The sequence below is a fragment of the Streptomyces sp. 71268 genome, assembly GCF_029392895.1.
Taxonomy (GTDB): domain Bacteria; phylum Actinomycetota; class Actinomycetes; order Streptomycetales; family Streptomycetaceae; genus Streptomyces.
Window position 1 is genome coordinate 3135807 of the sequence record NZ_CP114200.1, and the last position, 25583, is coordinate 3161389.

The 25583-nt window shown below is 73.3% G+C and carries 19 protein-coding genes and 2 pseudogenes; 7 read left to right on the forward strand and 14 right to left on the reverse strand.

The window, feature by feature from the left end; translation table 11 throughout:
• Positions 1 to 30: 30 nt before the first annotated feature.
• Together OYE22_RS11690 and OYE22_RS11695 are read right to left on the reverse strand one after the other, a co-directional pair.
• Positions 31 to 162 (reverse strand): annotated as a pseudogene (locus tag OYE22_RS11690) (glyoxalase); the annotation flags it as partial.
• A complete protein-coding gene (locus OYE22_RS11695) occupies positions 159 to 1022 on the reverse strand; it encodes a trans-aconitate 2-methyltransferase (RefSeq protein ID WP_277320358.1) in 864 nt (287 codons plus the stop codon). The pseudogene OYE22_RS11690 and the gene OYE22_RS11695, both read right to left, overlap by 4 nt.
• Positions 1023 to 1156: 134 nt before the next feature.
• Between OYE22_RS11695 and OYE22_RS11700 the strand changes: the two genes are divergently transcribed.
• Positions 1157 to 1654, forward strand: a complete 498-nt coding sequence (locus OYE22_RS11700; RefSeq protein ID WP_176163697.1) for a MarR family transcriptional regulator — start codon at positions 1157 to 1159, stop codon at positions 1652 to 1654.
• Here the strand turns inward: OYE22_RS11700 and OYE22_RS11705 are convergent.
• Positions 1613 to 2398 carry a response regulator transcription factor gene (locus tag OYE22_RS11705; protein WP_277320359.1) on the reverse strand — a complete coding sequence of 262 codons (786 nt, stop codon included), beginning with the start codon at positions 2396 to 2398 and terminating at the stop codon, positions 1613 to 1615. The two genes, OYE22_RS11700 and OYE22_RS11705, sit on opposite strands and share 42 nt — an antisense overlap.
• Before the next feature lie 395 nt (positions 2399 to 2793).
• On the opposite strand from OYE22_RS11705, the gene OYE22_RS11710 reads away from it, so the two are divergent.
• The gene (locus tag OYE22_RS11710; RefSeq protein ID WP_277320360.1) at positions 2794 to 3246 is read left to right on the forward strand and encodes a GNAT family N-acetyltransferase; all 453 of its coding nucleotides are present in this window, start codon (positions 2794 to 2796) and stop codon (positions 3244 to 3246) included.
• A gap of 182 nt (positions 3247 to 3428) precedes the next feature.
• Here OYE22_RS11710 and galK read toward each other — a convergent pair whose 3' ends face one another.
• The 3 genes from galK to galT form a co-directional block, all read right to left on the reverse strand.
• The gene (gene galK / locus OYE22_RS11715) at positions 3429 to 4583 is read right to left on the reverse strand and encodes a galactokinase (RefSeq protein WP_277324095.1); all 1155 of its coding nucleotides are present in this window, start codon (positions 4581 to 4583) and stop codon (positions 3429 to 3431) included.
• Positions 4584 to 4699: 116 nt separating this feature from the next.
• A complete protein-coding gene (gene galE, locus OYE22_RS11720) occupies positions 4700 to 5677 on the reverse strand; it encodes a UDP-glucose 4-epimerase GalE (RefSeq protein WP_277320361.1) in 978 nt (325 codons plus the stop codon).
• Positions 5674 to 6744, reverse strand: coding sequence for a galactose-1-phosphate uridylyltransferase (galT, locus tag OYE22_RS11725; RefSeq protein WP_277320362.1), 1071 nt, complete (start codon positions 6742 to 6744; stop codon positions 5674 to 5676). The genes galE and galT overlap by 4 nt, the downstream gene beginning before the upstream one ends.
• Positions 6745 to 6851: 107 nt before the next feature.
• Between galT and OYE22_RS11730 the strand changes: the two genes are divergently transcribed.
• Together OYE22_RS11730 and OYE22_RS11735 are read left to right on the forward strand one after the other, a co-directional pair.
• Complete coding sequence (locus tag OYE22_RS11730; protein WP_277320363.1) at positions 6852 to 8540, forward strand: sodium:solute symporter family protein; 1689 nt, start codon at positions 6852 to 6854, stop codon at positions 8538 to 8540.
• Between the two features lie 55 nt (positions 8541 to 8595).
• Positions 8596 to 8928, forward strand: a complete 333-nt coding sequence (locus tag OYE22_RS11735; RefSeq protein WP_277320364.1) for a hypothetical protein — start codon at positions 8596 to 8598, stop codon at positions 8926 to 8928.
• Positions 8929 to 9300: 372 nt separating this feature from the next.
• On the opposite strand, the pseudogene OYE22_RS11740 reads toward OYE22_RS11735, so the two are convergent.
• From OYE22_RS11740 to rsmI, 8 genes and pseudogenes are all read right to left on the reverse strand, one after another.
• Positions 9301 to 9960, reverse strand: a pseudogene (locus tag OYE22_RS11740) (LuxR C-terminal-related transcriptional regulator); the annotation flags it as partial.
• A 303-nt stretch (positions 9961 to 10263) separates the two neighbouring features.
• Positions 10264 to 12270: a hypothetical protein gene (locus OYE22_RS11745; RefSeq protein ID WP_277320365.1), complete on the reverse strand. Its 2007-nt coding sequence runs from the start codon at positions 12268 to 12270 to the stop codon at positions 10264 to 10266.
• A gap of 342 nt (positions 12271 to 12612) precedes the next feature.
• A complete protein-coding gene (locus OYE22_RS11750) occupies positions 12613 to 14445 on the reverse strand; it encodes an ABC-F family ATP-binding cassette domain-containing protein (protein ID WP_277320366.1) in 1833 nt (610 codons plus the stop codon).
• A gap of 266 nt (positions 14446 to 14711) precedes the next feature.
• On the reverse strand, positions 14712 to 15680 hold the full coding sequence (locus OYE22_RS11755) for a 4-(cytidine 5'-diphospho)-2-C-methyl-D-erythritol kinase (protein ID WP_277320367.1): 969 nt from the start codon (positions 15678 to 15680) through the stop codon (positions 14712 to 14714).
• A 192-nt stretch (positions 15681 to 15872) separates the two neighbouring features.
• Positions 15873 to 16715, reverse strand: coding sequence for a 16S rRNA (adenine(1518)-N(6)/adenine(1519)-N(6))-dimethyltransferase RsmA (gene rsmA, locus OYE22_RS11760; RefSeq protein WP_277324096.1), 843 nt, complete (start codon positions 16713 to 16715; stop codon positions 15873 to 15875).
• Positions 16716 to 17043: 328 nt separating this feature from the next.
• Positions 17044 to 18000, reverse strand: a complete 957-nt coding sequence (locus OYE22_RS11765) for a TatD family hydrolase (RefSeq protein WP_277320368.1) — start codon at positions 17998 to 18000, stop codon at positions 17044 to 17046.
• Between the two features lie 156 nt (positions 18001 to 18156).
• Positions 18157 to 18603 (reverse strand): hypothetical protein, encoded by a 447-nt coding sequence (locus tag OYE22_RS11770; RefSeq protein ID WP_277320369.1) that lies wholly within the window; start codon positions 18601 to 18603, stop codon positions 18157 to 18159.
• Between the two features lie 741 nt (positions 18604 to 19344).
• Entirely contained in the window at positions 19345 to 20193 is an 849-nt protein-coding gene (gene rsmI / locus OYE22_RS11775) for a 16S rRNA (cytidine(1402)-2'-O)-methyltransferase (RefSeq protein WP_277324097.1), read from the reverse strand.
• Between the two features lie 158 nt (positions 20194 to 20351).
• Here rsmI and OYE22_RS11780 point away from each other — a divergent pair, with 158 nt between their 5' ends.
• From OYE22_RS11780 to OYE22_RS11790, 3 genes are all read left to right on the forward strand, one after another.
• Positions 20352 to 22118: a phospholipid carrier-dependent glycosyltransferase gene (locus tag OYE22_RS11780; RefSeq protein ID WP_277320370.1), complete on the forward strand. Its 1767-nt coding sequence runs from the start codon at positions 20352 to 20354 to the stop codon at positions 22116 to 22118.
• A gap of 668 nt (positions 22119 to 22786) precedes the next feature.
• Positions 22787 to 23782, forward strand: a complete 996-nt coding sequence (locus tag OYE22_RS11785) for a hypothetical protein (protein WP_277320371.1) — start codon at positions 22787 to 22789, stop codon at positions 23780 to 23782.
• Positions 23783 to 23895: 113 nt separating this feature from the next.
• The gene (locus OYE22_RS11790; protein WP_277320372.1) at positions 23896 to 25545 is read left to right on the forward strand and encodes a penicillin-binding transpeptidase domain-containing protein; all 1650 of its coding nucleotides are present in this window, start codon (positions 23896 to 23898) and stop codon (positions 25543 to 25545) included.
• Positions 25546 to 25583: the final 38 nt, after the last annotated feature.

A 25583-nucleotide genomic window follows, 5' to 3' on the forward strand; every position in this document is an offset into this window, starting at 1 on the left:
GCGTACCCAGCGGGTGGCTCAACGCTCGGGGCCGCCCCGGGCCGCGAGCGGCGGTGGCTTGGGGACCTCGGTCAGGCCGAGCACGCCCCCGTAGTACGCGCGCAGCGCGTCCTCGCTGCCGGGTGGGGCGGCGAGTTGGACATGGTCCACCGCCGCGATCATCCGTCCGCCCGGCGGGCCACGACGAAGATGCGGCGGAAGGGGAAGACCGTGCCGTACGGGCCCTGCGGGTACGCCTTGCGCAGCAGGTCCCGGTACTCGGCGAGGAACTCCGCGGTCGTCTCGGGGTCGTCGGCCAGCGCGGTCAGGATCGGCCGCAGCGCGGTGCCCTTCACCCAGTCGAGCACCGGGTCAGCGCCGGCGAGCACCTGCACGTAGGTGGTCTCCCAGGCGTCGACCGTGCAGCCGAGGCCGATCAGGCGCTCCAGGTAGGCGGCCGGGCTGAGGATGTGCACGAAGCGGCGGCCCTGCCCGTCGAGGCGGTCCCGCCAGCGCGGGGTGTCGCACAGTTCGCCGAGCAGCGCGTGGCTGGGCGAGACGAAGTTGCCGGGCACCTGGAAGGCGAAGGTGCCGCCCGGGGTGAGGGCGCCCACCCAGGACTCGAAGGACTCGGGGTGGTTCGGCACCCACTGCAGGGCCGCGTTGGAGACGATCAGGTCGTACGGTTCCTCGGGTACCCAGTTGGCGGCGTCGGCGGGCCGAAAATCGAGCCTGCCGCCGCCCTGGGTGGGTCCGGCGTGGGCCTGTGCCTCGCGGAGCATGTCCGCCGAGTTGTCGTACCCGGTGATGTGCGCGGTGGGCCACCGGGTGGCGAGCAGGGCGGTCACGTTGCCCGGGCCGCAGCCCAGGTCAGCTATGCGCGGGGCGGGTGTGGCGGGTCGGGGTGTGGGGTCGCCGGGCGCGCTGTCGGCCGGTTGCGGGGGCAGGTCGGGGATGCGGGCGAGGAGATCGAGGAAGGGGCGCGTGCGGTGGACGGAGTGACGTAAATACTGTTTCGGGTCCCAGAGCGGTAGTTCGGGCATGTTCGAACCCCCTTGCAGGTTCAGGTCGTTCCGAAGCGCAAGGGCGCTTCCCGCCCTTCGATGCCCAAGCATCACGCCAAATATCTCTCGACGTCAAGAGACTTCATATCGACAGACCCACTACACTGATCGCCATGGAGGACGAGGTCGATCGGCTGGTCGCGGCGTGGCGGCGGGAACGCCCGGACCTCGACGTGGAGCCGCTGGAGGTGCTGAGCCGCGTGAGCAGGCTCGCCCGGCACCTGGATCGGGCGCGGCGGATCGCCTTCGCCGAGCATCAACTGGAGCCGTGGGAGTTCGACGTACTGACCTCGCTGCGGCGCGCCGGGGCCCCGTACCAGCTCTCGCCCGGGCAGTTGCTGACGCAGACGCTGGTCACGTCGGGCACGATGACCAATCGCATCGACCGGCTCGCCAAGAAGGGCCTCGTCGAGCGGCTGCCGGACCCCAGCGACCGGCGCGGGGTGCTGGTGCGGCTGACCGCCGAGGGCCGGGACCGCGCCGATCAGGCGCTGGCCGGGCTGCTCGCCCAGGAGCGGGCCATCCTGGCCGAGCTGTCCGCGGGGCAGCGCCGCGAACTGGCCGGGCTGCTACGCGAGCTGACCGCCCCGTTCGACAACCTCCCCGGCTAGGTCCACCGGGCCGACCCCCGCGCGGCGGGCCAGCGCGACGGCGGCCAGCGTGGAGTGCACGCCCAGCTTGCCGAGCACGTTCTGCATGTGCGTACGGACCGTGTGCGGCGACAGGTACAGCCGCTCGGCGACCGCCTTGCGGCCGAGGCCGGCCACCATGCAGCGCAGCACCTCGCGCTCGCGGGGCGTCAGCGACTCCACGAGGCGTTCGCTCTCGGTGCGATGCTTGCGGGCCGCGGTCAGCTCGCGCAGCACACCGGTCAGCAGCGCGGGCGGCAGGTGGGTCTCGTCGCGCAGCACGCCGCGGATGACCGCGAGCAGCCGGGAGAGCGAGCAGTCCTTGGCCACCCAGCCGCTCGCCCCGGCCTGGAGCGCCAGCGCGGCCCGGCGCGGGTCGTCGCGCTCGGCGAGGACCACGGTGCGCACCGCGGGCTGCGCCGTGCGCACCCCGTCGACCAGGGAGATTCCGTCCACCGCGCGCCGCTCGGGGCGCTCGGCGACGCCTTCTGGCAGCCGTTCGGGTCTGGCGGGCGCGATGTCGCTGACGGCGACGCCGAGGTCGGCGTCGACCAGCAGCACGTCGAACCGACGCCCCTCGGCCGACGCCCGCTCCAGGGAGCGCATGGCGGCTGGGCCGCTGCCGGCCGCCGCGACGTCCACGTCCGGCTCCGCCGCGAGGGCGGCGGCGAGCGACTCGGCGAAGATGCGATGGTCGTCGGCCACCAGAACCCGGATACGTGCCATAGCCACCCCCATGGACTACCCATGTCCCGCGAACGCGGATACGGAGAAAAAGAGAGACGTTGAACGGAGAACAGAAAGCGAGAAACCACGAACCGGTGCGTGCGGAGAGCCCTGCGAATGTGCCGTGGACCAGGTGGAGCGCGTTGAGCGAACAAACAGTGCGGGTACGGCGCCCGAAACTCAAGCCCGCCGGCCGGAACCCACGTGCCCCGCCACCAGTCCCGACGGCCGCCGCCGCACGGAGCCGAAGACGCAGCCCCAGGCGTCGTACCTGCCTGCCTCGCCCCCTGATAAGCACCGGCCCCCACCGGCGCTGTGCATCAGCCTACGACCGAGGTCGTGCAACGGAAGCGAAATTACAAAACTGCCCCAGCCAACTGTTTAGGCTGAGCCCTGTGTTCCACATTGAGGAAGAAGTCAATCATGACCGGAGAAATCTGATCGAGGAGCGGTTGGAAGACTCCAACGCCGCCCGGTCACCCGTCATGCGCGCGCTGCGCGGCACCCCCGCCGACGACGAACGGCCACTTCAGCTCTACGCCCGGGACGCGGACGGGGAGTTGGCCGGCGGCCTCGTCGGCTACGCCTGGGGTCACTGGCTCCACGTGGACCTGCTGTGGGTGGACGAGCGGTGGCGCGGCGCGGGTCTCGGCTCGCGGCTGATGGCCGAGGCCGAGCGCAAGGCGCGCGACGAACTCGACTGCCTGCACGCCCGGGTGGAGACCTGGGGGTTCCAAGCGCCTCGCTTTTACGAGAAGTTGGGCTACAAGATCGTGGGCGTGGTCGAGGACTACCCGCCGGGCGAGACGGACCACCTGCTGGTCAAGCGCATCGCCGACGGCGCGTAGGCCGCGATCGGTGGCGCGCGGCCCCGCGCCCCGCCCGCCCCCGCTCCGCTGACGGTGCGGGCGGACCCGCCGGCCAGGGGGCGAGCCGATCGCCGCCTGGCCAAAAGCCGCCCCGGCGCGGGGGCAGCCGATCGGGAGCCGGGAGCCGGCGCCCGGCCAGCCGGTCGGGAGCCGGCGCCTGGTCAGTCGGTCGGGAGCCGGCGCGCGCCGGCGGCGGGGGCCGCCGGGAAGATCCGCGGGGCGCGGAAGCCCGCCGCCGCGAACGCCTCGGCGACGGCCGCGGCGACCGCGTCCGCCGCCGCGTCCGGCACCAGGGCGATGGCGCTGCCGCCGAAACCGCCGCCGGTCATCCGCGCGCCGAGCGCGCCCGCCGCGTTCGCCGCCTCCACCACCAGGTCGAGTTCGGCGCAGGAGACCTCGAAGTCGTCCCGGAGCGAGGCGTGACCGGCGGTCAACACCGGCCCGATCGCCCGGGTGTCCGCCGCCTCAAGGAGGGCGATGACCTCCTCGACCCGGCGGTTCTCGGTCACCACGTGCCGCACCCGGCGCCGTACGACGGGGTCGTCGGCCAGCTTCTCCAGGGCGGCGCCCAACTCCTCGTACGCCACGTCCCGCAGCGCCGGCACGCCGAGCCGCCGCGCGCCGAGCTCGCAGGCGGCGTGCCGGTTGGCGTACGCGCCGTCGCCCAGCTCGTGTTGGACCCGGGTGTCGACCACCAGCAGCCGCAGCCCGTCGGCCGCCACGTCGAAGGGGACGGCGCGGTGGGCCAGGCTACGGGTGTCCAGGTAGAGCGCGTGGCCCGGGACGCAGCAGGCGGACGCCATCTGGTCCATGATTCCGCAGGGCACCCCGACGAAGCCGTTCTCGGCCCGTTGGGCGAGCCCGGCCACGCGCTCGGCGGTGAGGCCGAGGCCGTACAGGTCGTTCAGCGCGCTCGCCGTGGCCACCTCGAGGGCCGCCGACGAGGAGAGGCCGGCGCCGGTGGGCACGGTGCTGGTGAAGTGCACGTCGGCCCCGCCGACCGGCAGCCCCGCCTCCCGCATGGCCCACACCACTCCGGCCGGGTAGGCCGCCCAGCCGCCCCCGGCGGCCGGGTCCAGCGCGTCGACGGTCAGCTCCACCGCGCCGCCCGGGGCGTCGGCCGAGTGCAGCCGCAGCACCCCGTCCGGGCGGGGCGACGCGGCGGCCAGCGTCGTGTGCGGCAGCGCGAACGGCATGGCCAGGCCGCCGCTGGTGTCGGTGTGCTCGCCGATCAGGTTCACCCGGCCCGGCGCGGCCCACACACCGGCCGGTTCGGCGCCGTGCGCCGCGCGGAAGCCGGCGACGGCCGCCGCCACCCGCGCGCGTTCGCCGCCGACGCCACCGGTTCCGTCAGCCCCGTCGCCGGGGAGCGCGGCGGCCGGGGCCGACCGGGTCGTCCGGTCCGCCGTCGGCCGTCGCGCGCCACGCTCGTTCACGCGCTCTCCCGCTCCTTGCGCTGGGCGAACTCCCAGGCGTCCTCGACGATCCCGGCCAGGTCGGCGCGGGTGGGCTGCCAGCCGAGCCGGTCCCTGGCGCGCTCGGCGGAGGCGACGAGCACCGCCGGGTCGCCGCCCCGGCGCGCGGCGACCACCTCGGGCACCGGGTGCCCGGTGACCTTGCGCACCGTCTCGATGACCTCGCGCACCGAGAAGCCGTTGCCGTTGCCGAGGTTGCAGATCAGGTGCTCGCCGGCGGTGGCGGCGGTGAGGGCGAGCAGGTGGGCCTCGGCGAGGTCGGCGACGTGGATGTAGTCGCGCACGCAGGTGCCGTCCGGCGTCGGGTAGTCGTCGCCGAAGACGGAGATCGCCTCCCGCTTGCCCTGGGCGACCTGGAGGATCAGCGGGATCAGGTGCGACTCGGGGTCGTGGCGCTCGCCGTAGCGGCCGTAGGCGCCGGCGACGTTGAAGTAGCGCAGCGAGACGGCGGCCAGGCCGTGCGCGCCGCACTCGCCGCTGATCATGTGGTCCACGGCCAGCTTGCTGGCGCCGTACGGGTTGGTGGGCGCGGTCGCCGCGTCCTCGACGATGGGCGTCGCGGTGGGCTCGCCGTAGGTGGCGGCCGTGGAGGAGAAGACGAGGGTGCGCACGCCCGCGTCGCGCATCGCGGCCAGCAGCGCCATGGTGCCGCCGACGTTGTTCGTCCAGTACTTCTCGGGGCGTACGACCGACTCGCCGACCTGCGAGGACGCCGCGAAGTGGAGCACGCCGTCGTACGAGGCGTCCAGCCAGCGCGCCGCGTCCTGGACGCGCCCCTCGATGAACTCGGCGCCCTCGGGCACGCCCACCCGGTGCCCGGTGGACAGGTCGTCCAGGACGGTCACCTGGTGCCCGGCCGCCAGCAGATGTGCCGCGACCACGCTCCCGACGTATCCCGCTCCGCCGGTGACCAGGTACTTCTGTCCGTTGCTCACGTGCTCGCTACCTCTCGCAGTCGCTGCGCCGCGGCCTCCGGCGGCACATCGTTGATGAACACATTCATGCCGGATTCGGAACCCGCGAGGAACTTCAGCTTGCCGGAAGTCCTTCGGATGGTGAAAAGCTCAAGGTGAAGCGCGAACTCGGCGCGGTCGGGGGCGCCCAGCGGCGCCTGGTGCCAGGCCGAGACGTAGGGCGTGGGCGGTTCGTCGGGGCCGAAGAGGCGGTCGAAGCGGCGCAGCAGCTCCAGGTAGACCCGCGGGAACTCGGCGCGCGCCGCCTCCCCCAGGGCCAGCAGGTCGGGCACCCGGCGCCGGGGGTAGAGGTGCACCTCGTACGGCCAGTGGGCGGCGTAGGGGACGAAGGCCGCCCAGTGCTCGGCGTCGATGACGACGCGGCGCCCGTCGGCCAGCTCGTCGGCGACCACGTCGTCGAACAGGTTCCGGCCGCCGGTGCGCTCACGGTGCGCGGCCAACGACTCCAGCATGCGCGCGGTGCGCGGGGTGACGAAGGGGTACGCGTAGATCTGGCCGTGCGGGTGGCCGAGGGTCACGCCGATCTCGGCGCCCCGGTTCTCGAAGCAGAAGACCTGCTCGACGGCGGGCAGTTGGGACAGTTCGGCGGTGCGGTCGCGCCAGGCGGCCAGGACGAGGGCGGCCCGCTCCTCGGTGAGGTCGGCGAAGGAGGCGTCGTGGTCGGCGGTGAAGCAGACCACCTCGCAGCGCCCGGCGTCGCCGGCCAGCGAGGGGAAGCGGTTCTCGAAGACGACGACGTCGTAGTCGGTGGCGGGGATCTCGCTGTGCCGGGCCGCGCGGCCCTCCTCCGGGGCGGCCGGGCGCGAGGGGCACAGCGGGCAGGCGTCGGCGGGCGGGTGGTAGGTACGCGTCTGGCGGTGCGAGGCGATGGCGACGCGGTCGCCGAGCAGCCGGTCGGCCCGGATCTCGGACGAGGTGGTGACCGCCTCCAGCGGCCGCGGGTCCCGGTCGTCGCGCACCACGTCGTCGCGGGAGTCGTAGTAGATCAGTTCGCGCCCATCCGCGAGGCGGGTCGACGTCTTCTTCACTCCGTACCCCTGTCACGATCCGAAAATGTTCCAACATTAGCTTTCAGAATCAAACAATAGCGCGTACTTTCTTTGGCGTTCCGTTCGCGCGAAGAAGCGAGAGGCCCATGCATCAGCTAGCCGAGGAACTCCGGCTCTCCGTCAACTGGCTCGACTACTCCATCCTGGCGATCTACTTCGTCGTCGTGTTGGGCATCGGCTACGCCGCGCGCCGCAGCGTGCGTACGAGCCTCGACTTCTTCCTGTCGGGCAGGTCGCTGCCCGCGTGGGTGACGGGCCTGGCCTTCGTCGCGGCCAACCTGGGCGCGACGGAGATCCTGGGCATGGCGGCGAACGGGGCGCAGTACGGCGCGTACACCGTGCACTGGTACTGGATCGGCGCCATCCCGGCCATGGTCTTCCTGGGCCTGGTGATGATGCCCTTCTACTACGGGTCGAAGGTCCGCTCCGTGCCGGAGTTCCTGCTGCACCGCTTCGGGCCCTCCTCACACCTGCTCAGCTCCCTCATCTTCGCCGTCTCCTCGGTGCTGATCGCCGGCGTCAACCTGTACGCGATGGCGATCGTCCTGGAGGCCCTGCTCGGTTGGCCGCAGTGGGTGGCGATCGTGGTCGCCGGGTTCTTCGTGCTCGGCTACATCACCCTGGGCGGCCTCTCCTCAGCCATCTACAACGAGGTACTCCAGTTCTTCGTCATCCTCGCCGCGCTGATTCCGCTCACCGTCGTCGGGCTCAAGCGGGTCGGCGGCTGGGACGGCCTGACGGACTCGCTGACCGGCGAGGGCCGCGAGGAGGGCACCGGCGGCGAGGACTTCCTCAGCGCCTGGGACGGCACGGGCATCGGCGAGGCCAACGCGCTGGGCGCCAACTGGCTGACCATCGTCCTCGGCCTCGGCTTCGTGCTCAGCTTCGGCTACTGGACGACCAACTTCGCCGAGGTGCAGCGCGCCCTGTCGGCCAAGAACCTCTCGGCCGCCAAGCGCACCCCGCTCATCGCGGCCTTCCCCAAGATCCTCATCCCGATGGTGGTGATCGTGCCGGGCCTGATCGCCCTGGTGATGGAGCCGACGCTGGGCAAGGAGGGCAGCGGGCTGGAGTACAACGACGCCATCCCGGTCCTCATGCGCGACCTGCTGCCCAACGGCGTCCTCGGCATCGCGGTGACCGGCCTGTTGGCGGCGTTCATGGCGGGCATGGCCGCCAACGTCTCGTCCTTCAACACGGTCTTCACCAACGACATCTGGGGCGCGTACGTGAAGAAGGACCGCCCGGACGCGTACTACCTGGCCACCGGGCGCTGGATCACCGCGATCGGCGTCGTGCTCGGCATGGGCACGGCCTTCATCGCCGCCAGCTTCAGCAACATCATGAACTACCTCCAGACCCTGTTCTCCTTCTTCAACGTGCCGCTGTTCTGCGTGTTCATCATCGGCATGTTCTGGAAGCGCTCCACGGGCCCGGCCGGGTTCTGGGGGCTGCTGTCCGGCACGGTGGCCGCGATGCTGAACTACTTCTGGCTGTACAAGCAGCAGGTCATCGACATCCCCTCCGACCAGGGCGCCAACTTCGTCTCGGCGATCGTGGCCTTCGTCGTCGGCGCGGTGGTGATGGTGGCCGTCACGCTGGTGACCAGGCCCAAGCCGGTGGAGCAACTGGCGGGCCTGGTCTACGGAACACGCTCGCCCGGCATGTCGGAGCCGCCCGCCGAGGGCGACGACGCGTGGTACCGCAAGCCCGCGCTGCTCGGCTGGGGCGCGGTCATCCTGGCCGCGCTGTGCTACCTCCCCTTCTCCCTGTGACCGCCGCCCCGCACGCGGGCGCCGAGCGCCCCTCTCCCGCGAAGGAAGCAGCCTCATGAGCGACTATCAGCACGAGGTCGACGAGCTTGAGCGCACGTCAGCGACCGCGGCCCGACTCTTCGACGTACGCCGCATCATCGGCGGCCTGTTCGTGGTCTACGGCGTGCTGGTCACCATCGCCGGCCTCACCGCGTCCGACGCGGACCTGGAGAAGGCCGAGAACATCAACATCAACCTGTGGACGGGCCTGGGCATGCTCGCCCTCGGCGTGTTCTTCCTCGCCTGGCTCCACCTGCGCCCCACGCCCCCGCCGCCCCCGGCCGACCCCGCGCGGGCGGCGGACACCGCGCGGGACCCGGGCCCGGACCGGGACACACCGGCCCCCTGAGCCCGCCCCCGGAGCGCGCGCTCAGCCCCGGCCGGGCCCCGGGGCCGGGCCCGGGCCGCCGCCCGGGCCGCCGCGCGGGCCGAGTTCGGGGCGGCCCGGGCGGCCGGGGTAGCCGGAGCCGCCCGGCCCGCGCCCCGGCGGCGCCTGGCCCGGTTCGCCGTGACCGGGGGCGACCCGCCCCGGGTGTCCCTGGGCGGCGGGGCCACGGGGCGGCGGGGCCTGGCCGCCGCGACCGAGCCGGCCCGGGGCGGCCGGGCCGCCGGCGCCGGGACGTCCCGGGGCCAGCGGGCCGGTGGCCTGCGGTGGGACCGTGCCGGGGCGGTCGGCGGGCGCGTCGGCCGGGGCGTCCAGCGCGGCGGCGCGCCGGGAGGCCGTGGCCCGGTCGAGCAGCCCGGTGCGCGCCGCGAGCGCCGCCGCCTCCAGGCGGGAGCCGACGCCCAGCTTCATCAGGACGCGCTGCACGTGCGTACGGGCCGTGCTCGGCGCGATGGCCATGCCCGCCGCGATCAGCCGGGTGTCCTCGCCCTCGGCGACCCTGACCAGCACCTCGACCTCGCGCGGGGTGAGCAGTTGCAGCAACCGGGCGCCCTCGTCGTCGGGTTGCGCCGCGGGGTTGAGCAACTCCGCGAACGCGCCCTGCAGGAGACCCGGCGCCACCGCCGCGTCCCCGGCGCGCGCCTTGATCATGGCGCGCTCGACGCCCTCGATGCGCTCGTCGTGCCGCACGTACCCGGAGGCGCCGGCCGCGAAGGCGGCGGCGATGCCGCGCGGACTGGGCACCGGACCGAGCACGACGACCGCGACCTGGGGCCGCTCCTTCTTGATCCGCACCACCGGCTCGAACACGCCCGGCTCGGCGGGTGTGCCGGTGCCCAGCAGGCACACCTCGGGTGCCCGGCTCACCACCAGGTCCGCCGCCCCCGCGCTCGGCGCGGCAGCGGCGAGCACCCGGTGCCCGCGGAGCTTCAACGCCGAGGCGAGCGCCTCGGCGAGCAGTCGGTGGTCGTCGACCACCATGACTCGCACGCCCATGAACTCCCCCCATCCGCCCGGGGACGACCGTCCCGGTTGTCCGTGGTCCCCGTGTCGACCGAGATCGTGCCGTCGCGACGGTGCGAGCCCCCCAGCCCGCGCCCGGCCCCCGATCTCTTGCCCCCGGAAGCTACACGCTTGTTCGACATTGCGCGCCCCTTAGCAGGAAGAAGCAGCCGGTGTGCGAAACCCGTCTTATCGTGCTCAGTTCCGCTCGCAAAGAGATCCCCTCGACACGACAATGGCCCCACCAGTACGGAACGTACCGGTGGGGCCACCATCCGTGCAGCAGTGCCGCACTGGTCAGTTGGGGCCGAAAACCATCGCTAGGAGGTCCTCACCGCGCTGGTAGTCGCGCGGCTCGGTGGCGTAGATGTCGCCCATGTACAGCTTCTGGTTGGCCCACAGGAACACCTCGTGGCCCAGGCTGTAGTTGGACTCCGTCTCCGCGGTGGCCGTCGCGTTCTGCATCAGCTTGGCCTTCTCGTACGTGTTCGGGTCGATCTGCCAGACGGCGCCGCCCTCCCGGTACGTGGTGTCCTGGTAGGCGATGAGGTAGCCGTCCTCGTCCAACTGCATCGGCGTGATGCTGGAGCTGGGCACGCCGTCGGTCTTGCCCACGGTCTTGCCGGTGGTCAGCGAGTACGCCACGACCTCGTTCTGCGGCAGCGTGTCGGAGGAGCCGCTGCGCTCCTCGGTGGCCATGAACAGCTTGTCCTTGGCGATGACGACCTTGGTGCAGGACTCGACCTCGTTGGTCTGGCACTCCGCCGTGAACTTGCCGTTGCCGGTCGCGATCTTGCTGACCAGCTTGCCCTTGCGCTGCGAGGGGTCGATGGTCATGAAGTCGGAGACCGAGGCGCCCGTCGAGTCGCCGGCGTCCACGCCGATGACCATCGGGTCGGTGGAGACCACGTGCACGTCGTCGAGGCCGTCGGTGAGCTTGTACTCGGACAGGATGTTCCCGTCCTTGGGGTTGATGAGCTGGACCGACATCCGGGCCTCGCCGTACTCGCCGCAGCCGCGCACCGCCACCAGCTTGGGCCCGCCGCCGTAGCCGTAGTCCGAGCACTCCTCGTTGGCCTGCGGCGACCAGAGCTTGTCGCCCTTCATGGACCACGCGGCGCCGCCGTCGAGGCCGCCCGCCGCGATGGTGCCGCCGCCGATGGTGACCTCGTCGAACTCCAGCTTCTCGTCGGCCTCCTTGATGCTGCGCTGCCAGACGAGCTTGCCGTTGTTCAGGTCGACGAGGCCGACCTCGCTGCAGTCGGGGTACTTGTCCTCGGCGGTGGGCTTGCCGTCCTGGAAGACGACGGCGGTCATGCCCTCCTTGGTGACCTGGGTGCTGCCCCAGCACAGCTCGCCGCCGAGCGGGATCTCGTACTGCGCGGAGGAACCGCCGCTGACCGGGTAGCCGACGATCTTGTCGATCTGGCCCTTGGCCCACACCTTGTCGGTGGCCCACAGGCCGGGCGAGTTGGCCTGCTCCTTGACCAGCGGCATCGGGACCTTGGAGACCAGGTTGCCGCCGACCAGCTTCGGCTTGGGCCGCTTCTTGACGCCGCCCTCGCCCTCCTCGCCGCCGGTCGTGCCCTGACTGGTGCCGGGCTCCTTCTTCTTCGCCTCGCTGTCACCGTCGTCGCCGCCCTTGGTGGCGAACCACACGCCGCCGCCGACGATCAGCGCGATCGCCACCACGGCGCTGACGATGATCGCCATCCGCTGCTTGCCCGGCCGGTCGTCACCGCCCGGGGCGCCCTGGGGCAGCGGCGCGCCGGGGTAGCCGCCCGGCTGGGTCTGCCCGTAGGGGCCCTGCCCGTACGGACCCTGCTGCCCGGCGTACGGCGCGCCCGGCTGCGTGGGGTAGCCGTACCCGCCGGCCTGCGTCGGCGCCTGCGGATAGGCGTAACCGCCGACCTGCGTGGGGGCCTGCGGGTAGCCGTAGCCGCCGGCGCCGACCGGTGGGGTCTGCGGCGCCTGGGCCGGGGCGCCGGGCGGCCCGGGCGGCGGCGGGGTCTGCGGTGCCTTGGCGAACTGCGGCGGGGCGCCGGGCGGCCCGGGGGGCGGCGGCGTCTGCGGCGCCTGGGCCGGCGGCGGGGTCTGCGGTGGCTGCGGCTGCTGGCCGGGCGGCGTCTGCGGGTAGCCGTGGTTGGCCACCTGGGTCGGCTGCTGCGGGTAGCCGTAACCGGGTGCGGCGGGCTGTTGCGCGTGGCTCCCGGGGGCGTCGCCGTAACCCGGGGTGGACCCGTCCTGCGGGTCTCGCGGTGCGCCGTAGCCGCCCTGCGGCGGCTGTTGGGGCGGCTGTGACATCGGCATTCCTTCTCGTGGGGCCATGGCCGACCGGCCTCCCCCGCTGTCTCCGTGGCTGAAACCCATCGGAGACGGAGCGAATCGGACATGAATGCGGCCTGGCGATGGCAGGCGAGCGGGTGTTCTTTGTATCACCCGGTCATCGCATGACAGGTGCCGGTGGCCGGCCGGCCCAGGAGCTGATACCGGCCCGTGACGAGACCGTTGCACCGCTCCGGCCGGCCGTGCCGGCACCAAGCCGCCACGGGCGGCCGGGGTACGGCCCGGCCCGGCACCCGCGCGGGCGGGTGCCGGGCCGGGTCGCGGCTACGCGTCAGACGGATGAGCGGGCGGCGCGAACGGTCACGCGTCGTCGGCCAGTTCCAGCCAGCGCGATTCCAGTTCGTCCCGTTCGCCCGACAGCTCCCGTAGCTTGCCGTCGAGTTCGGCGACGCGCTCGAAGTCGGTGGCGTGCTCGGCGATCTGGGCGTGCAGCGTGGTCTCCTGCTCGCTGATCTTGTCGAGGCGGCGCTCGATGCGCTGCAACTCCTTCTGCGCCGCGCGCAGCTCGCCCGCCGACTTCTCCCGTGGCCGGTCCTTGTCACCGCCACCGGCGCCGGCGGCCGGGCCCGCGGGGGCGGCCGGCGCGGCGGCGGTCGCCCGCGCGCGCTGGCGGCGCTCCAGGTACTCGTCGACGCCGCGCGGCAGCATCCGCAGCGTGGCGTCGCCGAGCAGCGCCAGGACGCGGTCGGTGGTGCGCTCGATGAAGTACCGGTCGTGGCTGATCACCACGAGCGAGCCGGGCCAGCCGTCGAGCAGGTCCTCAAGCTGGGTCAGCGTCTCGATGTCGAGGTCGTTGGTCGGCTCGTCCAGGAAGAGCACGTTGGGCTCGTCCATCAGCAGCCGCAGGATCTGCAGCCGGCGCCGCTCACCGCCGGACAGGTCGGCGACCGGCGTCCACTGCTTCTCCTTGGCGAAGCCGAAGTGCTCGCACAGTTGCGAGGCGGTCATCTCGCGGCCCTTGCCCAGGTCGACGCGTTGCCGCACCTGCTCGACGGCCTGCAGGACCCGCCAGGTGGGGTCGAGTTCGCCGACCTCCTGCGACAGGTAGGCCAGCCGTACGGTCTTGCCGACCGCGATCCGGCCCGCCGCCGGCTGCTCCTCGCCCTCGGTGCGGGCGGCCCGGTCCATGGCGCGCAGCAGCGAGGTCTTGCCCGCGCCGTTGACGCCGACCAGGCCGATCCGGTCGCCGGGCCCGAGCTGCCAGGTCAGGTGCTTGAGCAGGGTCTTCGGCCCGGCCTGGATGGTCACGTCCTCCAGGTCGAAGACGGTCTTGCCCAGCCGGGAGTTGGCGAACTTCATCAGCTCGGCGCTGTCCCGGGGCGGCGGCACGTCGGCGATCAGCGCGTTGGCCGCCTCGATGCGGAAGCGCGGCTTGCTGGTACGGGCCGGGGCGCCGCGCCGCAGCCAGGCCAGCTCCTTGCGCATCAGGTTCTGCCGCTTGGCCTCCTCGGTGGCCGCGATGCGCTCGCGCTCGGCGCGCGCGAAGACGTAGTCGCTGTAGCCGCCCTCGTACTCGTGCACCTGGCCGCGCTGCACGTCCCACATGCGGGTGCAGACCTGGTCGAGGAACCAGCGGTCGTGGGTGACGACCACCAGCGCCGAGCGGCGGGCCCGCAGGTGGCCGGCGAGCCAGGAGATGCCCTCCACGTCGAGGTGGTTGGTCGGCTCGTCCAGGACGATCAGTTCGGGCTCGCCGATGAGCAGCTTGGCGAGCGCGATGCGGCGCCGCTCGCCACCGGAGAGCGGGCCGATCACGGTGTCCAGGCCCTGCCCGAAGCCGGGCAGGTCGAGCCCGCCGAACAGGCCGGTCAGCACGTCGCGGATCCTGGCGTTGCCCGCCCACTCGTGGTCGGCGAGGTCGCCGATCACCTCGTGCCGCACGGTGGCGGCCGGGTCGAGCGAGTCGTGCTGGGTCAGCACGCCGAGCCGCAGCCCACCGGAGTGCGTGACGCGCCCCTGGTCGGCCTCCTCCAGCTTGGCGAGCATCCGGATGAGGGTGGTCTTGCCGTCTCCGTTGCGGCCGACGACGCCGATCCGGTCGCCCTCATTGACGCCGAGGGAGATCCCGTCGAGCAGGGCACGGGTGCCGTACACCTTGCTCACGGTTTCCAGATTGACGAGGTTCGTTGCCATCTCACTCCTGGGACGGGGGGCGTTCGAGCTCCAGCGTAGTCGCCACGGGCCGGGCCCCGGATCGCGCCGTCACGCGGGGTGCGGAGCCCCGGCGCGCCGGCGCCCGGGGCGCGCCGGGGGCCCGCCCACGGGCGCGAGGGCCCACCGCGCGTCAGGCGCCCCGGACGGCCGGACGCCGGGGCGGTTGGGGCGCTCGGGCGGTTGGGCGGGCGGTCGTACGGATTGCCACCCGGACGCCCGGATGGCTGGGCGGGTGGGCGTACGGCTCAGGCGCTCGGGGCCCGGCGGTCCTCGCGTACGACCGTGGCGCCGTCGGCCGGGCTGGTGGCAACGCGGGCCGTGCGGCAGGTGCCGGAGGCGGCGAGCGCCGTGGCCACCTGCTGTGCGCTCGCCGCGTCCTTGGCCAGGAAGGCGCAGGTCGGGCCGGAGCCGGAGACCAGCGAGGCGAGCGCGCCCGCCTCGGTGCCGGCCCGCAGGGTGTCGGCGAGGGAGGGGCGCAGCGAGACCGCCGCGGCCTGCAGATCGTTGCTGGAGCCGTCCGGGCCCGCGGCCAGGGCGGCGGCGAGCTCGGTGGCGTCGCCGGCGCGCAGCGCGTCGAGGAGGGCGGCCGACGGCTCGGGCGCCGGCACGTCGTCGATGGTGTCGCCGGTGCCGCGCTCGGCGCGCAGCCGGTCGCACTCGCCGTAGACGGCGGGCGTCGAGAGCCCGCCGTCCGCCACGGCGAAGACCCAGTGGAAGGTGCCGCCGACGGCGAGCGGGGTGAGCAGTTCGCCGCGGCCCCGGCCCAGCGCGGCCCCGCCCACCAGGCTGAACGGCACGTCGCTGCCCAGTTCGGCGCAGATGTCGAGGAGTTCCTCACGCCTCGCGCCGGTGTTCCACAACGCGTCGCAGGCCAGCAGCGCGCCGGCGCCGTCCGCGCTGCCGCCGGCCATGCCGCCGGCGACCGGGATGTCCTTGGCGATGTGGATACGCACCTTCGGCTCGATCCCGTGCCGGGCGGCGAGCAGTTCGGCGGCCCGGGCGGCGAGGTTCGTACGGTCGCGGGGCACCTGGTCGGCGTCCGGGCCCTCGACCGTGATCCGCAGCTCGTCGGCCGGGGTGACCGTGATCTCGTCGTACAGGCCGACGGCGAGGAAGACGTTGGCCAGGTCGTGGAATCCGTCCGGCCTGCGGCCACCCACCGCGAGCTGGGCGTTGACCTTGGCCGGGACGCGAACGGCGATGGAGTCGATCACGGGCTCTTGGCTCCTCGGTTCCGGGGCCGCCACGGTGCGGGCGGCGACGGTTGGTGGTGATCGCACCCTACGGACTCCGGGTGACGGGCCGCTGGCCGGCGTCTCACCTGTCGCGCGCCCGGCTCCCGTGGCCGGCCCGTCGCGAGCCACGGCGCACGCGGGGCGCGCCGCCGGCGGCTCCCGCGCCGGGCCTCACTTGCCGGGGCCGTGCTCCGCGATCGCCGCGAACTCCTCCACCGTCAGCGACTCGCCGCGCGCCTGCGGCGACACCCCGGCGGCCACGAGCGCCGCCTCGGCGGCGGCGGCCGAACCGGCCCATCCGGCGAGCGCGGCCCGCAACGTCTTGCGGCGCTGCGCGAACGCGGCGTCCACGACCGCGAAGACCTCGGCGCGCGTGGCGCTGGTGCGCGGCGGCGCGGCGCGGCGGACCAGCGAGACGAGGCCGGAGTCCACGTTCGGGGCGGGCCAGAAGACGTTACGGCCGATCGCGCCGGCCCGCCTGACCTCCGCGTACCAGGCGGCCTTCACCGACGGCACCCCGTACACCTTGGAGCCGGGCGGCGCCGCGAGCCGGTCGGCCACCTCGGCCTGCACCATGACCAGCGTCCGCTCGATGCTGGGGAAGGTCGCGAGCATGTGCAGCAGGACGGGCACGGCGACGTTGTACGGCAGGTTGGCGACCAGTGCGGTGGGGGGCGGCCCGGGCAGTTCGGTGACGCGCATGGCGTCGGAGTGCACGAGCGCGAAGTGCTCGGCACGCTCCGGCAACCGGGCGGCCACGGTGCCGGGCAGCGCCGCGGCGAGCACGTCGTCGATCTCCACCGCCGTGACCCACTCGGCCGCTTCGAGCAGCGCGAGGGTGAGCGAGCCGAGCCCGGGGCCGACCTCCACCACCGCGTCGTCCGGCCGCACCTCGGCGGTGCGGATGATGCGGCGCACCGTGTTGGCGTCGATCACGAAGTTCTGGCCGCGCTGCTTGGTGGGGCGCACCCCGAGCGCGGCGGCCAGTTCGCGGACGTCGGCGGGCCCGAGCAGCGCGGCCGACGGCTCGGCGGCGGGCCCGGAGGGCGGGGCTGCCGGGCCGGGGCTGGCCGGGGAGGCGGAGGCGGCGGGTCCGGAGGGGGCGGGGTCGCCGGCGCGGTCATCGGCGTCAGGGGTGGAGCTCACCGCTTGAGTTTACGGCCCACGCCGCCAGCCCCCACCGCGCCCGCCCGCCCCCGGCCCACCCCGCGCGCCCGCTTCCGCGCGCCCACCCGGCCCACCGGGCCCCCGCGGGGCGGCGTCCCGCCGGCCCCGGCCCGGCCGGGCTGGGTAGGTCCGTGTCCTGCCGGCCCCGGTCCGGCCGCGCTCGGCAGGCCCGCGCTCAGTAGCCGAAGGCGCGCGCCGTGTTGGCGGCCACGGCCGTGGCCAACTCGTCCTCGCCGATCCCGCGCACGTCGGCCATGGCGCGCAGGGTCAGCGGGATCAGGTACGGGGCGTTGGGGCGACCCCGGTAGGGCATCGGGGTCAGGAACGGGGCGTCCGTCTCGACCAGGACCCGGTCCAGCGGTGCGACGGCGAGCGCGTCGCGCAGCGGCTGGGCGTTCTTGAACGTGACGTTCCCGGCGAAGGACAGGTAGTAGCCGTGCTCCGCGCAGATCCGCGCCATCGCGGCGTCGCCCGAGTAGCAGTGGAAGACGACCGTCTCGGGCGCGCCCTCCTCGTCCAGCACCCGCAGCACGTCGTCGTGGGCCTCGCGGTCGTGGATGACGAGCGCCTTGCCGTGCCGCTTGGCGATGTCGATGTGGCGGCGGAAGGAAAGTTGCTGGGCGGCCACGCCCTCCGGGCCGGTGCGGAAGTAGTCGAGCCCCGTCTCGCCGACGCCGCGCACCTGCGGCAGCGCCGCCAGCGCGTCGATCTCCGCCAGGGCCTCGTCCAGCGCGGCGTCGCCGCCGGCCGGGCGCGCCGGGCGCGGCCGCCCGCCGCCCGACTGGTTCCCCTCGGGGTCGCCGAGCACGAGGCGCGGGGCCTCGTTCGGGTGCAGGGCCACGGTGGCCCACACGGCCTCGTACGCGGCGGCCGTCTCGGCCGCCCAGCGCGAACCCGCCAGGTCGCAGCCGACCTGGACGACCGTCGTCACCCCGACCGACGCGGCCTTGGCCAACGCCTCGTCCACCGTGCCCCGCTGCATGTCCAGGTGGGTGTGCGAGTCGGCCACCGCCACCCGCAGGGGCTCCGGCAGCGGCGGGGGCGCGTCCTTGGACCGGCCAGCGCCCCCCTTGCCGCCGCCCGGGGCGGCGGGAGCGCCGCCGTTGGTGCTGGTGTGTGCCGTCTCCGCCATGGTCGCGATTGTAAGGAGCGCCCCGCGCGACCGACGGGCCGGCATGGTCGGGGGCGGGTGGCGGGGCGGGGCACGCCGGGCGGCGGCGTGGGGGCGGGACGCTCGCGGCGTGGACGGGGGCGGGGCCCCGCCCACGCCGCCGGCGCCCGCGCCGGCTCACTTGCGGTGGAACGGCCAGAGGTCCGCGAGGTGCCAGTGGTGACCGTCGGTCGGGTTCGCCGCCGGAGCGGAGGCCCGGGCGTCGGCGGTGCGCTGGCCGGGCGTCCGCCCGTACGACATGGCCCGCGACGCCGAGGTGACCTGGCCCGACCGCATGATGCGCAGCACGTGCGCGCCGCAGTTGAGGCAGGTCGGCTGGGTGAGCGGGGAGGGCACCCGCTCGCCGCCCGCGTGGTAGCTGACGTACGCCTGCCCGAGGGCGTCCACGTGGTGCTCGATGTCGTACGCCTGCTCCCAGCCGTGCCCGCAGTGCATGCAGGCGAACGCGTACGCCTCGTGCGCGGCCGGCGCGCCGGCCGTGGCGCCGGACGGCGCGGCCTGTGCGCGGGCGAGCGCCTCGGGTATGGAATGGCTACCGCCGGTTGTTCCTGTGGTCTCGCTCATGGCAGCTCCTCTTGTCCGTGGGACAAGCCTTCCGGGATCGGGGATTTCCCCCCGCGTCCAGTGGACTCCCGTGAGCGTGCTCGCGCAGTAGGCGTTTCCACTCCTTGAGGCAAACTTGAATAGCCGGTGCCAAAGGGACCGAATGCGCGGTCCAACCTTTGCTTTTCGCGGTGAGCCCTTTACCTTCCACGGGGTTCCGGCCTGTACGCCCGAAGCGGAGGTGAACACGTTTTCGCAGCGTACGCGCTCGCCTTCGCAGTAGTGGCGCTCATACGAGTCCCTTCGACGCCCGCCCCGCTACCCGGCCCGCACCCGCTCGCGCACGGCCCCCGCGCGACCGTCAGGAAATCCCCGTACCTGCCAAGCGCCACGCGCCGCACTCATATCACTTCGCTAACGCGCTCCGGTCACTCCATTTCCCGATCGGTCTCCACCGGGGCGATTCCCGGAAATGCGGAGGAGCTTCTCTCATAAGCGGTCACGTCAAATACCGAACGTGCCCACGGGAAAACGGGCGGACGGTCAACGCATTTACCTGCGCCCTACATTCGGGCACACCGAGCACGCCGAGCACTCCTCGGCCGGCGACGTCCCGGTCACGCGCACCGGGGCGCACCACGAGCGCGCCACCCGTCAGACGACCGCCGGCGCTCAGCCGGCGCCCCGGCGCGCGCGGACCAGCGCCTGATCCGCGCGGACCCGCGCCCCGGCCCGCACGGACCAGCGCCCAGCCCGGCGGCGTTAGCCCGCGTTCTTCGCCGCCACCACCGCGTCGAACACCTCGCGCTTGGGCAGCCCGGTCTCGGCCGCCACCGCCGCGATGGCCTCCTTGCGCCGCTCCCCCGCCTCCTCCTCGCGGACCGCGACCCGGCGGGCCAGCTCGGCGGGGGTCAGGTCCTGCGGCCCGGGCTCGGGCGCGCCCTCGACGACGAGGGTGATCTCGCCCCGTACGTCACCGGCGGCCCACGCGGCCAGCTCGGCCAGCGAGCCCCGCTTGACCTCCTCGTACGTCTTGGTCAGCTCCCGGCACACGGCCGCCCGCCGGTCCGCGCCGAACACCTCGGCCATGGCCCGCAGCGTCTCGGCCACCCGGTGCGGGGACTCGAAGTACACGAGCGTGCGGCGCTCGGCCGCGACCTCGCGCAGCCGGCTGAGCCGCTCGCCGGCCTTGCGCGGCGGGAAGCCCTCGAAGCAGAAGCGGTCCACCGGCAGCCCGGAGACGGCGAGCGCGGTGAGCACGGCGGACGGGCCGGGCACGGCCGTGACGGTGATGTCGCGCTCGACGGCGGCGGCGACGAGGCGGTAGCCGGGGTCGGAGACCGAGGGCATGCCGGCGTCGGTGACCAGCAACACCCGCGCGCCCCCCTCCAGCGCGGCCACCAGGTCCGGCGTGCGAGCCGACTCGTTGCCCTCGAAGTAGGAGACGACGCGCGCGGTCGGCCGCACGTCCAGGGCCTGGGTCAGCCGGCGCAGCCGTCGGGTGTCCTCGGCCGCGATCACCTCGGCCGCGACCAGCTCCGCGGCCAGCCGCGGCGGCGCGTCGGCCGGGTCGCCGATCGGGGTCCCTGCGAGTACGAGTGTTCCGCTCACCGTTCCAGTCACGGCCCCATCCTCCCAGCCGGGCGGCTCGGCGCCGGCCGGGGCTGACCGGGGCCGGGCCGCGGTCCCCGGGGTTCCGGCCCCCGGCGGACACGGCCGGGCAGCGCCGCCCCCGCGACTGACGACAGGCCGTTCCCTACGATGGCGCGGTGACGAGTGACACCGCGACCCACGCCCAGCGGGGCCAAGCCGCCGAACAGCAGCCGCTGCCCTGGCAGCTCAGGCTGCGCCGATTCGGTTACGCGGGCCGGGCGCGGACCGACGTCCGTGACCGCCTGGTGCCGCCCTTCCCCGAGCCCGGCACCCGGCTGTGGACGGCACTCGGCATCGGCCCGCTCCCGGCAGACCGCCTGGCCCGCTGGTTGGGCTGGATCGGCCCGCTGCTGGTCGCGCTGTTCGCCGGACTGCTCAGGTTCTGGCGCCTCGGCAGCCCGAACGAGGTCATATTCGACGAGACGTACTACGCCAAGGACGCCTGGTCACTGCTCCAGTACGGCTACGAGGGGACCTGGAGCAAGAACGCCAACGACCAGATCATCGCCGACCCGCAGCGCATCCCGCTCAGCGACGCCCCGTCGTACGTCGTCCACCCGCCGGTCGGCAAGTGGGTCATCGCGCTCGGCGAGCAGTTCTTCGGTCTGAACCCGTTCGGCTGGCGCTTCATGGTGGCGCTGCTCGGCACCCTGTCGGTGCTCATGCTGTGCCGCATCGGGCGGCGGCTGTTCCGCTCCACGGCCCTCGGCTGCCTGGCCGGCGGCCTGCTCGCGGTCGACGGGCTGCACTTCGTGATGAGCCGCACCGCGCTGCTCGACCTGGTGCTGATGTTCTTCATCCTGGCGGCGTTCGGCGCCCTGCTGGTCGACCGTGACCAGGCCCGGGCCCGGCTCGCGGCGGCGCTGCCCGTCGGCGCCGACGGCCTGGCCAGGCCGGACGCCACGGTCGCCGAACGGCTCGGCCTCGGCTGGCGCCCCTGGCGCATCGTGGCCGGCGTGAGCCTGGGCCTGGCGTGCGGCACCAAGTGGAACGGGCTGTACGTGCTGGCCGCGTTCGGCCTGATGACCGTCGTCTGGGACGCGGGAGCCCGGCGCACCGCGGGTGCCTGGCACCCCTACCGCACGGCCCTGCGCCGCGACGTGCCGTGGGCGTTCCTGGCCACCGTGCCGGTCGCGATCGCCACCTACGTCGCCTCCTGGGCCGGTTGGTTCGCCAACAGCGGCAGCCACAGCGAGGAGTTGGGCTGGCGCCACAGCGGCTACTTCCGGCACTGGGCCGAGACCGACGGCGGCCACTCGTCGGACGGCGCCTTCGCCTGGCTGCTCAACCCGCTGCGCAGCCTGTGGCACTACGAGAAGGAGGTCTACGACTTCCACGTGGGCCTCGACTCGCCTCACACGTACCAGTCCAACCCGTGGACCTGGCTGATCCAGTCGCGCCCCGTGTCCTACTTCTACGAGTCGCCGGAGCCCGGCACCGTCGGCTGCCCGTCCGACACCTCCGAGAAGTGCGCCCGCGAGGTCCTCGCGCTCGGCACGCCGCTGCTGTGGTGGGCGGCCTGCTTCGCGCTCCTCTACCTCCTCTACCGCTGGGCCCTGCGCCGCGACTGGCGCGCGGGCGCCATCCTGGGCGCCACGGCGGCCGGACTGCTCCCCTGGTTCGCGTACCAGGACCGCACGATCTTCTCCTTCTACGCGGTGGTCTTCGTACCCTTCCTGTGCCTCGCGGTCGCCATGCTGCTCGGCGCCGTCGTCGGCCCCCCCGGCGCCACCGAACGCCGCCGCGCCATCGGCGCGGTCGGCGCGGGCGCGCTGGTCCTGCTGATCGTCTGGAACTTCATCTACTTCTTCCCGATCTACACGGGGCAGGCCATCCCGCTGGAGGCGTGGCGGGATCGGATGTGGCTGGATACGTGGATTTAGGCGGGGTCTGCAGGAACGGGGAATCGGAGTGCTATGCCGGCTTTTCCGGGACTGGCCGATAGGTCGCGAGCGGCGAAAGTTGCAAAACACCGGGCTGCCGCCGAGTAAACCCGCAGGTCAATTGCTCTGGTCCCCGCGCGCGGGGGTGGTCCCTCGTCGGGCGGCGTCTCGTGCACGATGTAGCGCTGGTCCCCGCGCGCGCGGGGGTGGTCCCGGGCGTGGTCGGCGTCGTGGGGTGCGATCAAGCTGGTCCCCGCGCGTGCGGGGGTGGTCCTGGCTCAGCGGCCGTCGGCTCTGCGGGCGGGGCCTGGTCCCCGCGCGTGCGGGGGTGGTCCCTGCAGAGCACGGTGCAACGCCGCGCGTGCCTGCTGGTCCCCGCGCGTGCGGGGGTGGTCCCACCTCCAAGCGCGGACAACACGGACGCGGCCGCTGGTCCCCGCGCCTGCGGGGGTGGTCCCGCCATATCGGCATACCGGGCCAAGCGCCGGGGCTGGTCCCCGCGCGTGCGGGGATGACCCCGCGGCGTACTCCTCGACCTGCATTCGAGGGGCCTGGTCCCCGCGCGCGGGGATGGTCCCACCGACGCCGCCCTGAACCATGACGGAGCGACAGCGACGAACAGCCGGCGCCCCGCCAGAGTGTCAGTGGGATGGTCTACCGTCCGACGCATGGCCACCGACGCGCTCCCGATCAAGCCCGGCGACGTCCGCACGCGCGAGGAGATCAAACCCGTGCTGGGCGGCAGCCTGTACGGCGGCATCGTCCCGGCCGACGAGAAGGCCAATGTGCTGCTGTTCTCGGACGCCGAGGCCGGGGCCGAGTACGGCTATGACGACGGCTGGCTGCAGGAGGAGGACGAGCTCGGGCCCGTCTTCGAATACACCGGCGCCGGCCGCAGTGACCAGGTCTTCGATGGCCCGCTGGGGCAGAAAAACTCCGCCATCCTCAACCACGCCGACAAGGGGCGCACGCTGCACCTCTTCGTCGCGGTGGGCACGGTGCCCGGCAGAAAGGCCAAGCGTCACCGCTACGTCGGGGCGTTCGAGCTCGACGCGGCCGAGCCGTACGTGATGCGGCAAACCCCGGGCAAGGGCGGCGTGCTCCGCAGGGCCATCATCTTTCGGCTGCGCCCCACCGGCGCCTTCCAGCGGTCGGCTGATGATGAGATCCCGCCCGCGCAGCACACCGAGATGGAACTGGTCCCCGCCGACGTCACCACCAGCAGCATGGTCGAGCCGGAGCAGAACAAGACCCGACAGGGGGAGCGGGCCGCAGTTGCCGCCACCGCCGTGCGGCGACGGGAGGCCGAGCTGAGCGAGGCGTTCGAGGCCCATCTCACGGCGCGGGGCCATGCGGTGGGACGGTTCCAGATACGGCTCAAGGGCAAGACCTCCACCCTGCTCACCGACCTGTACGACGCCACCGACCACGTGTTGTACGAGGTCAAGGGCAGCACCAGGCGGGAGTCGGTGCGGATGGCGCTGGGTCAACTCCTGGACTACGGGCGCTACGTCCGTACCGACGCCGAGCCGGACGTGCCGCCCGCCCTGGTCGTCCTGCTGCCCGGGCTGCCCGACGCGGACCTGGTGGAGCTCCTCACGGACCACGGTGTGGGCCTGATCCACCGCGTGGGTGAGACGGACGAGTTCGTCACGGCCACCTGACGGCTCCGGGCAACAGAGGGCGGGCAAAGGTTTACGAAGAGTGCCGGTAGAGTGCCCCGCGCCGCCCCCTTCAGCAACTGACGAGGGGGCTGAGGAACTGTGGGGGTTCTCGAATGCGCAAGGGTGCGAAGGCCGCCGTCATCGGTGGGGTGTTCGTGGCAATGGTCGGCGCGGCCGGGTACGGCGCGTACAGCCTGACGTCGGACGATGGCGACTCCGCCGGTGATTCCACGGTCACCAGCGCGAAGACCGACGGCGCGGCGAAGACGAAGACCCCGGTGAAGACCGGCCCGCCGAGCGAGGCCGAGGTACGCAAGACCGTGGGGGACTTCCTCGCGGCCTGGGGTCGGGGTGACGCGGCCGAGGCCGCCGCGCTCACCAGCGACGAGAAGGCCGCCCGCGCCGCGCTGGACGGCTACCGCAAGCAGGCGCGCGTCAACAAGGTCACGTTGACGCCGGGCACGCCGACCGGCGCCAAGGCGCCGTTCCGCGTCTCGGCGGAGATCGTGCACGAGCAGCAGCGGGCGACGTGGGCGTACGACTCCGCGCTGACCGTGGTGCGCGACGCGGAGACGGGTGAGGCGCGCGTGGACTGGAAGCCCTCGGTGGTCTTCCCGAAGTTGCGGCCCGGGGACACGGTGCGTACCGGGCCGGCGAAGAAGCCGCCGATCAAGGCCGTGGACCGGAACGGCAAGGAGTTGGTCCCCGCCGAGCACCCCACGCTCAAGGTGGTGCTGTCCGGGCTGCGCGACAAGTACGGGGCGAAGGCGGGCGGTACGGCGGGCGTGGAGCTGTACGTCGATCGGGCGGGGAAGACGCCGGACGAGACGCTCAAGGTGCTGTCCAACGGGACGCCGGGCACGCTGCGTACGACGTTGGACTCGGGGTTGCAGCGGGTCGCCGAGCAGCAGGTGGCGAAGAAGCCGAAGTCGTCGGCCGTGGTGATCAAGCCGAGTACGGGTGAGGTGCTGGCGCTCGCCAACTCGCCGGCCGAGGGCTTCAACACCGCGCTCCAGGGCTCGCTGGCGCCCGGTTCCACGATGAAGGTCGTCTCGTCGGCGCTGCTCATCGACAAGGGGCTGGCGGGTACGGGAAAGCAGCACCCGTGCCCGAAGTTCGCCTCGTACGGTGGCTGGAAGTTCCAGAACCTCGACAAGTTCGAAATCAAGGGCGGCACCTTCGATCAGAGCTTCGCCCGTTCCTGCAACACGGCCTTCATCACCCAGGCTTCGAAGTTGTCGGACGACGCGTTGACGCAGGAGGCGCGGGACGTCTTCGGGATCGGGCTCAACTGGCAGACGGGCGTACCGACGTTCGACGGCGCGGTCCCCGTCCAGCAGGACGCGAGCAAGGCGGCGTCGCTGATCGGCCAGGGCGGGGTGCGGATGAACCCGCTGACGATGGCCTCGGTGTCGGCGACCGCGAGCACCGGCACGTTCCGCCAGCCGTACCTGGTGGCCCCGAGCCTGGACAACCGCACGCTGGCCAAGGCCCCGCGCGCGATGAAGCCCGACACGGTCAAGCAGCTCAAGTCGCTGATGAAGCTGACGGCGACGGCGGGCACCGGCGCGCAGGCGATGTCGGGACTGTCCGGGGACATCGGGGCGAAGACGGGTTCGGCCGAGGTGGACGGCCAGAAGAAGCCCAACGGTTGGTTCACGGCGTACCGCGGTGACGTGGCCGCGGCGGCGGTGGTCCAGCAGGGTGGCCACGGCGGCGAGGCGGCCGGCCCGATCGTGGCCGCGCTGCTGCGCGCGGGCTGACCCGACGCGGGACGGAGGGGCTCCGGGGCGGGCCCGGC

Coding starts and splice junctions, on each gene's coding strand:
- OYE22_RS11705 (WP_277320359.1), bottom strand. CDS start 2,398: ATGGCACGTATCCGGGTTCTGGTGGCCGACGACCATCGCATCTTCGCC.
- OYE22_RS11700 (WP_176163697.1), top strand. CDS start 1,157: ATGGAGGACGAGGTCGATCGGCTGGTCGCGGCGTGGCGGCGGGAACGC.
- OYE22_RS11695 (WP_277320358.1), bottom strand. CDS start 1,022: ATGCCCGAACTACCGCTCTGGGACCCGAAACAGTATTTACGTCACTCC.
- OYE22_RS11745 (WP_277320365.1), bottom strand. CDS start 12,270: ATGTCACAGCCGCCCCAACAGCCGCCGCAGGGCGGCTACGGCGCACCG.
- OYE22_RS11785 (WP_277320371.1), top strand. CDS start 22,787: ATGGCCACCGACGCGCTCCCGATCAAGCCCGGCGACGTCCGCACGCGC.
- OYE22_RS11750 (WP_277320366.1), bottom strand. CDS start 14,445: ATGGCAACGAACCTCGTCAATCTGGAAACCGTGAGCAAGGTGTACGGC.
- OYE22_RS11790 (WP_277320372.1), top strand. CDS start 23,896: ATGCGCAAGGGTGCGAAGGCCGCCGTCATCGGTGGGGTGTTCGTGGCA.
- OYE22_RS11770 (WP_277320369.1), bottom strand. CDS start 18,603: ATGAGCGAGACCACAGGAACAACCGGCGGTAGCCATTCCATACCCGAG.
- OYE22_RS11765 (WP_277320368.1), bottom strand. CDS start 18,000: ATGGCGGAGACGGCACACACCAGCACCAACGGCGGCGCTCCCGCCGCC.
- OYE22_RS11730 (WP_277320363.1), top strand. CDS start 6,852: ATGCATCAGCTAGCCGAGGAACTCCGGCTCTCCGTCAACTGGCTCGAC.
- OYE22_RS11735 (WP_277320364.1), top strand. CDS start 8,596: ATGAGCGACTATCAGCACGAGGTCGACGAGCTTGAGCGCACGTCAGCG.